This window comes from Gordonia sp. NPDC003425, assembly GCF_053588635.1.
In genome coordinates, this window is sequence record NZ_JBSFQI010000002.1 from 65017 (window position 1) to 79131 (window position 14115).

The window sequence follows — 14115 nt, forward strand, 5'->3', positions numbered from 1 at the left end:
TTGGGGAACACACCGGCGCGGCCGTCAATCGGTGATCAACCGTCGCGGCCCCGGTCCGAGCCGGTTGAGCTCGTCGCCGGGGTTGAGCAGGTGACACGACCCGAGCGACAGGCAGCCGCAGCCGACGCACGAACCGATCATGTCGCGCATGTTCTGCAGCAATGCGATCCGCCGGTCGATGTCGGCGATCCAGCGTTTCGACGCGGCCTCCCACATCGAGCGCGGCGGCGATTCGTGGTCGCCGAGTTCGGCGAACACCTCGGCGATCACCGACAGCGGAATGCCCGCGGCCTGCGACGCCCGGATAAAGGCCACCCGGCGGAGCATCGCGCGGTGGTACCGACGCTGGTTTCCCGGCGTGCGGCGAGCGAAGATCAGTCCCTGGTCTTCGTAGAACCGCACCGCCGACGGCGCGATCCCGGCACGTTGGGCCAGCTCTCCGACGGACAATTCGACTTTCTTCAGCCCCATCACACAACACTAGGCGACTTCAAGTGAACTTGAAGTCGCCTGGTGTCGGGATTATCGCGGGATACGCGTCAGGCGCGAACCACCATCACCGGGCTCTGTGCCTCACGCAGCACCTTCTGGCTCGTCGAGCCGAGCAGCAGTCCGCGGAAACCGCCACGACCGCGGCTGCCGACGACGACCAGCGACGCGTTGTCGCCAGCGGCGTCAATCACCGCCTTCGCGGGATCCTCGGGCAGCACCTTCCGCTCGACGGTCACGTCGGGATAATCCTGCGAATACCCCGCGAGGCGCTCGGAGAGTGCTTCCACCGCATCCTGCGACATCCGGGTGACCTCGTCGGGATCGATGCCGTAGCCGTGCAGCGCGTCCACATCGAGCGGCGTCCAGGTGTGGACCGCCACCAACGGGACGTTGCGGAACGACGCCTGGCGGAATGCCTCGGCCACCGCGGCGCGGCTGGTCGGCGAATCGTCGACTCCGACAACCACGGGACCGTCGCCACCGGGACCGTCGATCACCACGACGCGCCCGTGATGATGAGCGGCGATCGTGGTGCTCACCGACCCCAGGAACAGGCCCTTGACGCTGCCGAGTTTGCGGGTACCCACCACGATCATCGAGGCGTCCTTGCCCAGTTCGAGCAACACGCGGGCGGCGTCGCCGTCGACGATCGAAGTGTGCAGGGTGACCTCGGGCGCCACTTCCTTGGCTACCGCGGCGGCGCCGTGCACGGCGTCGGTGGCATCTTGGCGAATGGCATCGATGACGTCTTGCGGGATGATCAGGCCGGGTGCGTAGTCACTGGTGCTGGCGTCGTAAACGCCCACCAGCTTCAGATCGGACTTCTCGGCGGCCGCGGCCTTGGCCGCCCACCGCACCGCGGCGAGGGCCGCATCCGAACCGTCAACACCGACGAGAATCGCGTTCATCTGTGGTCAACTCCTCTTCTCTTCGTCACACCCGTTTCCTGGTTCCATGGTAGTCCCGGCAGGGGTGCCCCCGGCAATAGGACAACGTCCCTACCAGGCAACCCCGACGCCCCGTCGTCGGTGCGGATGTACCGTGGATGCACAGGAGGTGTACGGCGCCGGACGCACCACACCAACCCGCTCCGGCGATGACTGCGATCATGACTGAGCCACAAAATGATTCGCCCCCACCCGACCCGCGGCGCGATGACGCCGCGTCGTCAAGCCCTCCCCCGTCGGACATCCGCGCCGCGGTGACCGCAGCGCTGGTCACGGTCGCTTTCGCGGTGGCCACCCTGCTGGTGGCGGCAGCCTCGTCGGGTGGCCTGCGCACCGTGCTGGTGGTGGTCGCGCCGATCATCGTCCTCATCGGAGCGGTGTTCACCGCCTTCAAGACCTATCGGGTGTGGCAGGCCGGCGGACGATGGCAGGTGTGGCAGGGGGCCATGTGGTTCCAGTTCGCGTTCTTCCTCATCATGCTCTTCACCAGCGCCCCGTATCTGCTGGGAGAGTAGCCCCGTCGAGCGTGCCCAGAATCCCGTCGAGCGTGCCCACATCCCCGTCGAGCGTGCCCAGAATCCCGTCGAGCGTGCCCAGATCCCCGTCGAGCGTGCCCAGTTCGGCGTCGAGCGTGCCCACATCCCCGCCGAGCGTGCCCATATCCAACTCGAGCGTGCCCAGAATCCGGTCGAGCGTGCCCACATCCCCGCCGAGCGTGCCCAGATCCCCGTCGAGCGTGCCCAGTTCGGCGTCGAGCGTGCCCACATCCCCGCCGAGCGTGCCCTCGATCGTTCAGAAGTAGCCTCCGCGCGACTTGATGGCGACCCCCACGTCGGTGACGATCTTCCAGGGAGCGTCCCGAACCTGCTGTGCCCGAACGCGGATGACCTTCCAACCGTCGTCATCCAGTTTCCGATCACGTTCCGCATCGTGCGCCAACTGCTCCGGTGTGGAGTGGAAGTCCTCACCGTCGTACTCGACCGCGATCTTGAGACTCTCGTACCCGAGGTCGATGCGAGCGTAGATGTGTCCCCAACTGTCGGCGACCTCCATCTGTAGGTCCGGCGACGGCAAACCGCCACGAATCAGGATCAACCGCAGCCAGCTTTCCGGTGGTGACTCCGCTCGACCGTCTGCAAGCGCGGCGACTTCACGCAACTGAACGATGCCGCGAACACGTCGGTGCGCTTGGACATAGGTCACCAAGTCGGTCGACGTCAATCCGGTCGCCCGCGCCAACGCATCGAGGTAACCGAGCGCACGCCACGGAGGTCCGACGCGACCCAGATCAAATGCTGTACGAACCGCACTGGTCACGCTGATTCCGTCGATCGACACGACGTCCGCCGCCGACAGTTCGGTCCGATACACCTGCGATCCGCGACGTCGCTTGCCGCAGCCGGTCGGGTGACGAATCAGGTCGACGGTGAATTCATCGTCGTACCAGATACTTCCGTGCATGATGGCTGCCGCGGTCCGTGCAACCACGGGATAACCGTCGGCGGCGTGGAAGGTGGCCATCACATGCTCTCGCGCCGAGAGGATTACCTCGCGCGGAACGAACAGTCCACTCGAGAGGCGGCGATACGCGCCGTCGAACTCATCCGAGGAAAGGCCGAGGTTGCTTACCGCCTCGCGGCGCCGGATGAGGTGTTTGTCGATGTCGACGTCGTCGGTCGTCTTGTTCATGTCGGTTGGACGCACGCACTGCCGTCTCCGGTTTCATGAAGTTTTGTGCGGTGCCTTCCATGCCGATCACTCGAATGGTCGACGCCACGTCAGCGCGAATCGGAACATCGGTAGTCGTGTCCACTGCACTCCGGGTAGGACGTCCTCTGCGCATGCGCGAACCTCCGCATACGTGTGCGGTGGTGGCCACACCGTCGGCGCCGAGTGCTCCCAGTAACCTCGCCTCCGCGATAGCCACCGATGTTGAACGGCTCCGGCCAGATCGACACCGAAGTCGGTGAGAGACCTTGACCGCGCAAGTCCCACTACCACCAGAATCCCGCCCGGGGAGGTCAACTCGGATAGCCGCATCAACGCGGCGGCCTGATCGGGTAGGTGATGCAACGTGGCCACCGACGCGACCACGTCGAAGGTCCGACCGAACGGGTGCGTCATTACATCACCGCAAATCCATTGCACGCCCGGAGCTTCTGCGCGAGCGGCTTCCAGGACGTCAGCATCAGTGTCGATGGCCGACACGTCGGCGACGATGTCGAGCAACTCACCCGCCAGGAGGCCGTTGCCCGTACCGACATCGAGTGCGCTCCGTGCGTCGGCGGGCGTCGCGGCGCGGACTATCCGGTGGTAGTGCACATTATGGTTCCACCGCCCATGCAATTCGTCCGCCGCCACGAGTCGACGCTACATCCCCGGGGCCGATGCGTCGTCTGTCGACCGTCGAGCCGTTCACCGCCATTCACCCCCGAAAGCGGGCACGCTCGACCGAGTTCTGGGCACGCTCGACCGAGTTCTGGGCACGCTCGACCCGCCGCCCCCGCTGGTTGAGCTACTCCCCCGCTGGTTGAGCTTGTCGAAACCACCATCCGCGGGCACGCTCGACACGGAAGTGGGCACGCTCGACCGAGATCTGGGCACGCTCAACGCCGATCTGGGCACGCTCGACCCGGATCTGGGCACGCTCGACGGCGATCTGGGCACGCTCGACGGCGATCTGGGCACGCTCGACTAGCCGAGCGCCTCGATCCGTTCGGCTACCTCGATGGCGGTTGCGGGTCGTTCACCGGACAGGGCAAGGCAATTCGCGATCAGTGTGCGTTCGTCACGGTTGAGGTTCTCCGACAAAGCCGGTGGCGTCGACAGCGCGGCGCGGATCGCGAGCAGCGGCTGCGTATCGGGCACCTCGCCGTACACCCCGGTTCCGGTGAGCGCACGATGCAGGCACGCGCCGAGCGACCAGATGTCGGTGGCGCGCGAGGGCAGATCACCTGCGAGCAGCGCGGGATCCATGTACTGCACCGCGCCGGGTTGGGCGAAGCTGGTGACGGGCTCGTCGGCGGCCAGCACGCGGGCCAGCCCCAGGTCGGAGATCTTGCCGCCACCGGCGGGACGCGCGGCGGTGGGCTCGGTCAGCATGATGCTCGCGGGCGTGATGTTGGCGTGCGCGATACCGGCCTCGTGCAGTGCGTCCACCCCTCGCGCCGCGTCGGCGATGGCCGCCAACGCACCCGCACGCGTGGTCGGTTGCGTCGGCTCCTCCAGCGACCCGGCCGGGAAATACTCCATCGCGTACATGAACTGCCCTTGCAACACCGCGTCGTACAGCATTGCGAGATACGGCGAGGAAACGGCCGCGAAGGCCCGCAGTTCACGCACGCCACGACGGTAGGCGTCGTCGCTGCAGACACCGCTGAACACCTTGAGCACCACGCGGTCCGTCGACAACCCGAGGCGCGCGGGCGGCACCGCCAGATAGAACGTTCCGTTGCCGCCCGCGCCCAGCCGGCGCAAGACGCTGAAATCCGCCAGTTGCTGCGGGACTTCGACTGTGGCCATGTCAGTACCTCTCGCGGGAAGGGTCTGTCGGAGACGTGAGTTCGGTGTGGTCGGGAGACCGCAGGTGAGGCACGGGGGCGGGCTCGGGCAGCGCGTATCTCAGCGAAATCCGTTCACCGAGGGGCTCCTCGGTGGTTCCGGTGTTGTCGGCGACAACGAAAGCGGCTGCCTCGGTGGATCGTTCGACATCGGACGAGATCACCGTGACCTCGTCCCGGGGCTCGCCGGACGCGCGGATGGCGGCGACATCCACCCGTACACCATGCGCGATGACCGGAGCCAGGTCCGCGAGCAGCCGACGCCGGGACATCTCGGTCTCGATCCTCAGTCTGCGACGTTCGGACAGGGCCACGCCCGCGCTCACCACGATCGCGGCACGCCCGTGACGGCTCTCGGCGGCCACGCACGTCAACCGGTCCGGATGTCGGTCGGGCACGTCCTCGTCGACGACGACGGTGGGCGCGGAGGTGACCGACGATGCGAGGTCGCGCCACGCCGACGCCAGTACGACCACGTCGGCCGCGGCGTTCTCGGCCAACTCGGCAAGATCGAGCGCAGGATCGGCGGTGAATCGGCACAACTCCGACACCGTCGCCGACTGCGGCAGGGTGCGCCCCAACGCGCGGAGTTTTTCTACGGCGGAGGCCATTTCGGCGAAGTCGGGCACCAGCGGCACTCCCACCTCGAGCCGTTGTGAACCCGGCGTGATGCGCAGCAAACCGACCAGGACCACGTCGGCATCGGCGCCGAGGGTGAGCAGACGGGAATGCCTGCGCCGCACATCGTCGACCGAACCCGACAGGTCGTCGAGCACCAGCATGATCCGTGTCGCCGTGCCGGCAGCCAGCGCACGACGCTCCGCCGCGGCAATGTCCTTGCTGATCACCGAGTCCGGGTAGACCAGCCGCAGCAGCGGCTCGGTGAGCACCGTGGTGACAAGCGCCATGATCACCATCATGGCGAACAGTTCGTCGGAGAGAACGCCGAGTTGTTTACCGGCGGAGAGGATCACCAGTTCGGTCAGTCCGCGGGTGTTCATCAGCACGGCGATCGCCGCCCCCTGGCGCGAGGGTATTCGGCTCAGCCGGGCGCCGGTGTAGGCGCCGACGAACTTGCCCCCGATCGCCACGAGAAGAATGAGGAGCAACTGCCACCAGCCCTGGGGTCCGATGCCGGTGAGGTTCACGCCGAGTCCGGTGACCACGAAGAACATCGGCAGCAACAACAGCACCGACGCCTGTTCGAGACGCTCGAGGATTTCGCGGCTCAGCGCCTCGCCGCCGACCTTGGGCATCACCGCACCGAAAACGAATGCGCCCAGGATGTAATGGATTCCGATGAGTTCGGTGGCCGCGGCCGACGCGAACAGGCCGATGAGGATGACCGCGAGAATGTCGGGGGTCATCCGCCCGGCCCGGTCGCGCCAGGCCACCAGACGTCGCAGCAACGGGCGCACCACGATGAACATAACCGCCGCGTACACCAGGGTGAGTCCGACGATCCGCGCCACCGCCAACGGACTGCCGCCCTCGATGATCGCGATGACGAACGCCAACAGCGTCCAGGCGATGATGTCATCGACCGCGGCCGCCGCGAGGCTGAACACACCGGGCGGGGTTCGTTGCATCCCGCGATCGGTGAGGATGCGTGCCAGCACGGGAAAAGCGGTGATGGACATCGCGATACCGAGGAACAGAGCGATCCCCAGCCGCGTCACCTGTTCCCCGCCGACCATGTTGTGCGACGGATAGAGGATCAGCGCGAGCCCGGCACCGAGTGTGAACGGCAACACGATCGAGGCGATCGAGATGGTGGCCGCCGACCGTTCGCGCCCCTTGATGAGGCGCATGTCGAGTTCGAGTCCGACGATGAACATGAACAGCACGAGGCCGATCTGGGCCAGCGCCCCGAGCAGCGGACGCACCTCGACGGGAAACAACCACGCACTCGGGTCGCCGGGAAACAGCCCGAGCACACTGGGTCCCAGGGCGATGCCCGCAGCGATCTCCCCGACCACGGCCGGTTGTCGCAGGGCCTGCGCGATGCGGCCACCGACGCGGGCTGCGGCGATCACCACAGCCACGTCGATCAGCAGAAACGCTGCCTGATGCTTGTCCATCGCCGCGTCAGGTCCGGGCGTGGGGCGACTCGAAGATGAAGTGGCGACCGCCGAGGCGCACATGCGACCCAGGGGTGAGCACGTAGACCTGATGGGCGGGCAGGCGGATCTCCCGATTCCCCGCAGCGGGATCGCTGACGAATGTGCCGTTCGCCGAACCCAGGTCGATCAACTGCACCGACCACTCGACGAGCCGGATCTCGACGTGGCGCCGCGATAGCTGACCGCTCTCGTCCTGCACCCGAATGGGTTTGGGACTCCCCGTGCGTGCGCCACCCACCGAGCCGGGTTCCCGGCCGAGTACCAGATCCTCGTCGAGCAGATAGGTGGATCCGTTGTCGAGCAGCAGCCAGCCCAGCGGGGGCCGCTCACCCTCCACGAGGATGCCGGTCAACTGATCCATCCGGATTCCGCAGACCCCACACAACCACGACCTCGGATGATTCAGATGTCCACGGGAGCAACGAATCCCGTGCACATGCGCGCGGGACTCGACCACCCGCACCACCTCGGTGGCCGGACGCTGTCGCTCCTGCTTGGGTAGCGGTGCGCGGGGTTCGGGGACCTCGTTGCTCTGTAGCGAATCGAGTTGGAATGCACCACCCGCGGCTGGTGGCGGCGCCGGGGCGGCAGCAGGCGGCGGGGCTTCGGCAGGAGGCGGCGGGGCTTCGGCCTGGGGTGGCGCCGGCTGAGCGGGAGTGACCGGCGGAGTCGCGGCGTCTCCGGCCATGAGTGAGGCAGCCACGAACGGTTCCGGCGCCACAGGTTCGGCCACAACAGGTTCCGGCGTCACAGGTTCGGCCACAACAGGTTCCGGCGCCTCAGGTTCCGTCGCCACAGGTTCCGGCGCCATCGCCTCCGGCGCCACAGGTTCCGGTGCCACAGGTTCGGCCGCAACCGGTTCCGACACGCCAGATGCCGGCACTTGCCGTAGCGGCGGCGGCGCCACCGAGTTCACGTCGTGGATCTCGGTGCCGCGCATGCCCAACGGCGTGTGCAGCAGCGCACCCGCGGCAGGCACGGCGCCCTCCACGAGTGCGAACATCTCCTCGCCCGGCTCGGCGGGCTCGGTTCCGGCCACATACAGGCCGAGGCCTTCGAACGGCCAGGGGATCGCCCGGTCGAATGCCTCGTCACCGTCGGGAGTCAGTCGCTGCCCGTCGATCTCGGCGTTCATCGCCCCGGACAGGTAAATCGCGATGCCGACGTTGTCGGGTGCAGCGAAGGCGATGTCGACCGGTTCACCGTTCCCGTCGTCGATGGTGGCGACGAGTTGGGCCAGGGCGCGCACCATGTGGCGTCCACGCCGGGGCCGCCGGTCGGGCACCGCCACGGACTCCTCGAGGGCCAGGATCTGTGGGACCAGCGACGCCCACTGCGCACCGAGAACACACAGGAATGCGGGTTTGCGGATGACGATCCCGCTTCCCGGAACCAGCGTGACTGTCGGAATCACGCTCGGCACATCAGACAAACCCGGTCCGCTCAAAAGAACCGACCTCCTTGGAATCGCCAATGCGGGAAGATCGCGCGCAACGGCCCGTTCACCGCGACCCACACCACCAGCCAGGTACTCACGAACTGCAGCGAGAACACCAGCGGTGAGGGCTTGAGGTCATCGGGCAACACCGGGGTGTATTGCAGCACAAGCCAAGCCACGATGCCTTCGTTGATGGCGGTGACCAACCCGAAGAGGGTGGGCCAATCCTTCTCCCACCGGAACTGTTGCAGGAAGTGATAAATGAACTCCCACCCCACCCCGAGCACGATCACCACCGCCAAGACGGTGAACGCCACCCGATACGTCGTGGCCAGCGGGGCGCCGTCGGGCAGGAACGGCCCGATCAGCAGTGTCCAGAACCCACCGAGAATGCCCAGGACCAGCACCCGGGTCTGGATGCGGCCCCACAGCGTCGGCAACATTCAGTCCACCCCCTTGCCGCGTGCCCATCGCCACCACTGCGCGGTGGAGCGCCACGGCGTGAGCTTCTTGCAGAATCCCTGTTTGGCCAGGTCATCGACGATCTCGAGCGCCGCGATCTGCAATCCGAGAAAGGTGTCGACCCCGGGGAAGTAGCCGCCGAGGGTCGCGCTGCCCGAGGCGTAGATCTTCCCGGCCCCGTTTGCGGTCCCGATGAGTTCGAAATCCCGTTCCACATCCATCCGGCCGACCGGATTGATACCCGCGCCGGTGTGGTCGAGCAGGTCGGCGAGCAGGCGGTGTTCGCGCACATCGGCTTCGAGTCCGGTGCAATCGATCACGTAGTCGGCGTAGAGCTCCATCGTGCCGTCGGGACGATGCTCCTGGGCGATCGAGGTGTGCGGGTCCACCCGTACGGTGGCGATCACGCCCTGCCCGCCGGGCGCCGGCAGCAGTTTCTCCGCCTTACCCACCGCCACCCGGTACCAGCCTTCGCGGCGTCCTCGTTTGAGCTGCTCCTGCCAATCGTCGCGCACCGGCGTGTTGGTACCACCCATCTGCTTGTACGCCTCGGCACGATCGTGGCCCTCGAGTTTGCGCATCCGCGCCTTGAGCTGCCCACCCCACACCGACTTCGGGTAGTTGAAGCCCTGATATGCCCAGCCGTCCTTGCCTTTTCGGCGCATGAAGATGTGCGGTCCGTGCGGTTTGTCGACGTAGGTGCGGAACAGATGGACGATCTGCGTCTGCAGGTGGTAGGCGTCGCGATCGTCGATGAGCCGCTGCAACACCCGTGACGCCACGATGCCCGCCCCCCGGATCATCACGGTCCCGGGTTTACGTCGCAGCGACTGATAGATGTGTTCGTGTGGCTCGTAGGCGTTGACCACTTTGCTGGCGTCGCGGTAGCGCTCGCGAAAGTCCTGCAGATCCGGCAGCAGTTTGATGCCGGGGTATCCGATCGCCACATGCACCCACTGACTGCGGAAGGCGACTCGCTTGGTGGGGCCGGGCGCATTCGGCGGCGGCGTCAGGATGGTGTAGTAGCCGCCACCCGCCCGGCGCCGGATCATGCGCACCTGCCCGAGCCGCAGGCACTGCAGGTAGCCGATGCGCCGGCACTCCTTCTCCATCGACTCGAAGGCGTGCCCGGCCTTGGGTGTGTAGTAGTTGGCGAAGATCGGTTCCACCGCGACGTTCCACAGCGGCTTGATCGACTTGGTGGACCACGCCTCGCGAACCGCGTACGACGGGAATCCCCAGATGTTGTCGGGGGTGGACGCCGAATCCGATCGCAGCCGTTCGCCGCGCGGGATCTGCGATACCCGCGTCAGGTACTCGTAGCTGTGCCACGGCACGTCCTGCGGGCCGAGGACCGCGATCTGGTCGAGCGGGACGCCGCAGATCCGGAGATAGTCGACCGTGACGAACGAGCCGATGCCCGATCCGACGGTGACGAACGGGACGTCGACCACCGGAATACCTGCGGCGGCAACCATTTGGTCGGTCCAGATGTCGGTTTCGATCAACTCTTCGGTGAGGTCACCGGTCCCCACGGTGCGATCGATGTAGGCGGTGGCGAAGCCTTCCGATTCGGGCGCCGGCTGAGACTGAGGAGGAGGCGGAGACTGAGGAGAAGGCGGGGACCACGGCCGGCCGGGCCCGGGTGGGGGTCCCGGTACTGGCCCGGGTGGGGGTCCCGGCGCGGGGCCGGGTGGCGCCGTGGGCGGCGACGGAAATCGACGCGGTGCACCGGGCGGCGGCCCACCCGGAGCCGGTACGTATGTCGGGCGCGGTGGCGGAACCGGGCCACCCCCCTGCGGCGGTCGTGGACCTGTCACATCGACCTCCGGCGCCTGCGCCCCGCAACGACGTTCGGCATGTTCCCTCCGCAGCGCAGGCTCTGAAATTCGGACACGGCAACCTTAACCCGCGCTTCCGCCCGTAACCATCGTTCGGCGTTCGAACAGAGGACGACTCGCGAATCGCGCGATAGTTGTCAGCTACCGCGCTGCATGTCGAGGCTGATCTCCTCGGCGTCGAGTTGGCCGAGCGCCTTGCTGAGCACCCCGGAACTGTAGGTTCCTTCACTGCGCAGACGGAGCAGCGTCTCGCGTTGTGCGACGACGATCTCGCGCCGAATCCGTCGAATCCGGGCGCGATTCTCCGCGGTCATCCGGAAGCCCATCGCCTGCGGGCCCGGCTTCGCAGCCGGCGTCGGTTCGGTATCCGGTTCATCGTCGGCCCTGCCCTCCACCTGTTCGTCGCCGTCGGTTACCGGGCCGAGGGCATCGTCGTCGGCCAGGGTCTGCGACGCATCGGCCGCATCCTCCTGCGCTTGTCTGTTGGTCTCCTCGAGCCTTTCCCGCATACCCGGCACGGCGCGGATCTCGTCGCTGGCGGCCATCACCCGTGCGCTGGTCCGCTCGAGTTCGGCGTTGAGCCGCACGCGTTCGGCCGCAATCGTTCTCGACTCGTCGGGAAGGTGCAGCCGACGGATCAGCCACGGCAGGGTGCCGCCCTGCCCGAGCAGCGACGCGGCGGCCACCACGAAGGCGACGAGCACCAGCAGCGATCGACTCGGCGTGGATTCGGGCAGCGTTTGGGCGGCCGCCACGGTGATCACACCGCGCATCCCGGCCCAGACGATGATCACCGATTCCTTGGGTCCCAGTGGCGCTTCGGCGTAGTAGTCGATATCGGCCAAGGTGCGGACCACGCGCGAGTTGATCCGCTCCGCCGTTGCCGGCGACACCGGCCCCAGATCCGGCGAGGGGAGTTCGCCTCGCTGGCGTCGGCGTATCGGGATGATCTGGCGCCACCTGCTCCGCGCCTTTCGGCCCCCATGGTGCGAGACATCGGTGCTCGGGGTGACGGTGAAGTCCTCGAGCATCGGGCGGATCGCGTCTCCGCGGCGACGTTTGAGATCGAGCCACCACACCAGCGGCGCGACGTAGACGGCTCGCACCACGAGCACCAGCATCAAGGCAGCCACTCCGATGAACACCGCATTGTGCACACCCTCGTGGTCTTTCTGCACATCACGCATCAGGGTGAACAACTCCAGACCCATCAGCAGGAAGACGCCGCCCTCGGCGATGAGTTCCACGGTGCGCCAGTTCTGGATGTCGGAGAGGCGGTGCTGGGGGGTCAGGAACCGAGCCGCTCCCGCACCGGTGATGAGTCCTGCGGTCACCGCGGCCAACAGGCCCGACGCACCCACTGCCTCGGCGGGCAGGTAGGCCAGGTACGGGACGGTGAACGAGATCGCGGTGTTGGCGGTGGCGTTGTGCATGTGTGAACGCACCCAGAGATTGGCCAGCCCGATCACGGCACCGATCACCACCGCCGCGACAACCGCCCACGCGAAGTTCAGGGCGACGCCCCAGAACGAGATCGATGCAGCGGTTGCCGCGATCGCTGCCCGCAGCAACACCAGCGCACTCGCGTCGTTGAGCATGCTCTCGCCCTCGAGGAGGGCCACCACCCGCGATGGCACACCCATGCGTTTGGCGATCGAGGTGGCCACGGCGTCGGTCGGACTGACGATGGCGCCCAGCGCCACCCCGGTGGCCAGCGAGATGTCGGGGACGACGAGGGTGAAGAACCATCCGAGGATCACCGCGCTGATCACCACCAGCACCACCGACAACGCGCTGATCGCGGTGAAGTCGCGTCGGAAGTCCATTGTCGGCATCTGGATCGCGGCCGAATACAGCAGCGGCGGCAACACGCCGATCAGGATCCACTCGGGATCGGCGTGGAACTCCGGCACCCACACGCTGATTCCGACCACGGCCCCGACCACCACCAGCACGAGCGGGGCCGGTATCCGGATGCGCGGCGCGAGGTCACTGACGAGCGCGATCAGCACGACCGCGCCCACCACGATGAGAATCTTCTCCACGCGGCCATCTTCGCGCATCCGTCGCGCGGCCACGCCGTTGCGGCGCACCGCCCGACCACATAGGCCTCACCATGAGTTCCACCGGTCAATGTGACATCGATTGTTGACAAGTTCCCGCACGGCGGCTTAGCGTCGAACTCTGTGACGCTCGCCATACGTCCACACCATCGAGAAGGGCGACACCATGACCGAGATGACCTCCTACGACCCGGGACCGGCCGTCGACGAGGGACTCGACCGTGCCGAGTATCAGCAAGTACTCGACGACCTGTCGTCGGCGTCGGTACACCGCAACTTCGACCCCTACCTGGACATCGACTGGGACGCGCCGGAGATGGCCATCACCCCCGACGACCCTCGGTGGCGGTTGTCCTACGACGTCGATCCGGTCGGGAGACACCCCTGGTATCAGCAGCAGCCACTCGACAAGCAGATCCGGATGGGCATGTGGCGACAGGCCAACGTCGCCAAGGTGGGCTTGCAGTTCGAATCGATCCTGATCCGGGGTCTGATGCAGTACAGTTTTGCGCTTCGCAACGGAGCCAAGGAGTTTCGTTACACCACGCACGAATCCAAGGAAGAGTGCAACCACACCCTGATGTTCCAGGAGTTGGTCAACCGGATCGGCATGGACGTGCCCGGTGCGAAGATCGGGTACCGCATGGTGTCCCCGCTGGTGCCACTGGTGTCCACCATCTTTCCCACCGTGTTCTTCTTCGGCATTCTCGGCGGTGAGGAACCGATCGATCATCTGCAGAAGGACTTTCTGCGCACCCGAGCCGACCTGCATCCGACCATGGCCGCGGTGATGCAGTTGCACGTGGCGGAGGAAGCGCGCCACATCTCCTTCGCCCACCACCACCTGCGTGAGAGCATTCCGCGCAAAGGACGCGCGCAACGGTTCCTGTTGTCGCTGGCATTCCCGATCGCCATGCGGATCCTGTTGGGCGCCATCATGGTTCCGCCCCGCAATTTCCAGCGCGAATTCGACATCCCCGACGCGGTGATGCGCGACATCTTCTGGCGCGCCGAGGAGTCGAAGCACGTGCGACGCAACGTTTTCGGTGACGTACGGATGCTCGGCGAGCAGTGCGGGCTGATGAATCCGGCGTCGCGTGCGCTGTGGCGGGCGCTCGGCATCAGCGGACGCTCGTCACGCTTCCGCAGCGAACCGTCCTACACCGCGGTCTAGCCGCGCGATCCGGCG

14 protein-coding genes are annotated in these 14115 nt (G+C 66.6%); 3 read left to right on the top strand and 11 right to left on the bottom strand.

The genetic code is table 11. From position 1 onward, the window contains the following. Window positions 1-24 precede the first annotated feature (24 nt). Complete coding sequence (gene soxR / locus ACWDTD_RS02810) at window positions 25-471, bottom strand: redox-sensitive transcriptional activator SoxR (protein WP_449745546.1); 447 nt, start codon at window positions 469-471, stop codon at window positions 25-27. Window positions 472-539: 68 nt separating this feature from the next. Beyond that, window positions 540-1400: a universal stress protein gene (locus ACWDTD_RS02815; RefSeq protein WP_449745547.1), complete on the bottom strand. Its 861-nt coding sequence runs from the start codon at window positions 1398-1400 to the stop codon at window positions 540-542. 200 nt (window positions 1401-1600) lie between these two features. Between ACWDTD_RS02815 and ACWDTD_RS02820 the strand changes: the two genes are divergently transcribed. Further along, window positions 1601-1954 carry a hypothetical protein gene (locus tag ACWDTD_RS02820; protein WP_449745548.1) on the top strand — a complete coding sequence of 118 codons (354 nt, stop codon included), beginning with the start codon at window positions 1601-1603 and terminating at the stop codon, window positions 1952-1954. On the opposite strand, the gene ACWDTD_RS02825 is transcribed toward ACWDTD_RS02820, so the two are convergent. From ACWDTD_RS02825 to ACWDTD_RS02835, 3 genes are read right to left on the bottom strand one after another with little or no spacing between them, the layout of a single operon-like run. Beyond that, window positions 1923-2204: a hypothetical protein gene (locus tag ACWDTD_RS02825; RefSeq protein ID WP_449745549.1), complete on the bottom strand. Its 282-nt coding sequence runs from the start codon at window positions 2202-2204 to the stop codon at window positions 1923-1925. The genes ACWDTD_RS02820 and ACWDTD_RS02825 overlap by 32 nt on opposite strands. Before the next feature lie 27 nt (window positions 2205-2231). After that, on the bottom strand, window positions 2232-3143 hold the full coding sequence (locus ACWDTD_RS02830; RefSeq protein WP_449745550.1) for an endonuclease domain-containing protein: 912 nt from the start codon (window positions 3141-3143) through the stop codon (window positions 2232-2234). 51 nt (window positions 3144-3194) lie between these two features. Then, on the bottom strand, window positions 3195-3800 hold the full coding sequence (locus ACWDTD_RS02835) for a class I SAM-dependent methyltransferase (RefSeq protein ID WP_449745551.1): 606 nt from the start codon (window positions 3798-3800) through the stop codon (window positions 3195-3197). A gap of 175 nt (window positions 3801-3975) precedes the next feature. On the opposite strand from ACWDTD_RS02835, the gene ACWDTD_RS02840 reads away from it, so the two are divergent. After that, a complete protein-coding gene (locus tag ACWDTD_RS02840) occupies window positions 3976-4137 on the top strand; it encodes a hypothetical protein (RefSeq protein WP_449745552.1) in 162 nt (53 codons plus the stop codon). On the opposite strand, the gene ACWDTD_RS02845 is transcribed toward ACWDTD_RS02840, so the two are convergent. From ACWDTD_RS02845 to ACWDTD_RS02870, 6 genes are all read right to left on the bottom strand, one after another. Further along, the gene (locus ACWDTD_RS02845; RefSeq protein WP_449745553.1) at window positions 4134-4961 is read right to left on the bottom strand and encodes a protein kinase domain-containing protein; all 828 of its coding nucleotides are present in this window, start codon (window positions 4959-4961) and stop codon (window positions 4134-4136) included. The genes ACWDTD_RS02840 and ACWDTD_RS02845 overlap by 4 nt on opposite strands. A gap of 1 nt (window position 4962) precedes the next feature. After that, window positions 4963-7080, bottom strand: coding sequence for a cation:proton antiporter (locus ACWDTD_RS02850; RefSeq protein WP_449745554.1), 2118 nt, complete (start codon window positions 7078-7080; stop codon window positions 4963-4965). Window positions 7081-7087: 7 nt separating this feature from the next. Further along, window positions 7088-8569: an FHA domain-containing protein gene (locus ACWDTD_RS02855; protein WP_449745555.1), complete on the bottom strand. Its 1482-nt coding sequence runs from the start codon at window positions 8567-8569 to the stop codon at window positions 7088-7090. Further along, window positions 8566-9003 carry a hypothetical protein gene (locus ACWDTD_RS02860; protein ID WP_449745556.1) on the bottom strand — a complete coding sequence of 146 codons (438 nt, stop codon included), beginning with the start codon at window positions 9001-9003 and terminating at the stop codon, window positions 8566-8568. Before ACWDTD_RS02860 ends, ACWDTD_RS02855 begins: the two co-directional genes overlap by 4 nt. Next, on the bottom strand, window positions 9004-10557 hold the full coding sequence (locus ACWDTD_RS02865; protein WP_449745557.1) for a hypothetical protein: 1554 nt from the start codon (window positions 10555-10557) through the stop codon (window positions 9004-9006). It abuts the gene before it with no gap. A gap of 443 nt (window positions 10558-11000) precedes the next feature. Continuing rightward, a complete protein-coding gene (locus tag ACWDTD_RS02870) occupies window positions 11001-12908 on the bottom strand; it encodes a cation:proton antiporter (protein ID WP_449745918.1) in 1908 nt (635 codons plus the stop codon). 193 nt (window positions 12909-13101) lie between these two features. Between ACWDTD_RS02870 and ACWDTD_RS02875 the strand changes: the two genes are divergently transcribed. Then, window positions 13102-14100 (top strand): AurF N-oxygenase family protein, encoded by a 999-nt coding sequence (locus ACWDTD_RS02875; protein WP_449745558.1) that lies wholly within the window; start codon window positions 13102-13104, stop codon window positions 14098-14100. Window positions 14101-14115 lie beyond the last annotated feature (15 nt).

Coding starts and splice junctions, on each gene's coding strand:
- ACWDTD_RS02845 (WP_449745553.1), bottom strand. CDS start 4,961: ATGGCCACAGTCGAAGTCCCGCAGCAACTGGCGGATTTCAGCGTCTTG.
- soxR (WP_449745546.1), bottom strand. CDS start 471: ATGGGGCTGAAGAAAGTCGAATTGTCCGTCGGAGAGCTGGCCCAACGT.
- ACWDTD_RS02820 (WP_449745548.1), top strand. CDS start 1,601: ATGACTGAGCCACAAAATGATTCGCCCCCACCCGACCCGCGGCGCGAT.
- ACWDTD_RS02850 (WP_449745554.1), bottom strand. CDS start 7,080: ATGGACAAGCATCAGGCAGCGTTTCTGCTGATCGACGTGGCTGTGGTG.
- ACWDTD_RS02860 (WP_449745556.1), bottom strand. CDS start 9,003: ATGTTGCCGACGCTGTGGGGCCGCATCCAGACCCGGGTGCTGGTCCTG.
- ACWDTD_RS02875 (WP_449745558.1), top strand. CDS start 13,102: ATGACCTCCTACGACCCGGGACCGGCCGTCGACGAGGGACTCGACCGT.
- ACWDTD_RS02815 (WP_449745547.1), bottom strand. CDS start 1,400: ATGAACGCGATTCTCGTCGGTGTTGACGGTTCGGATGCGGCCCTCGCC.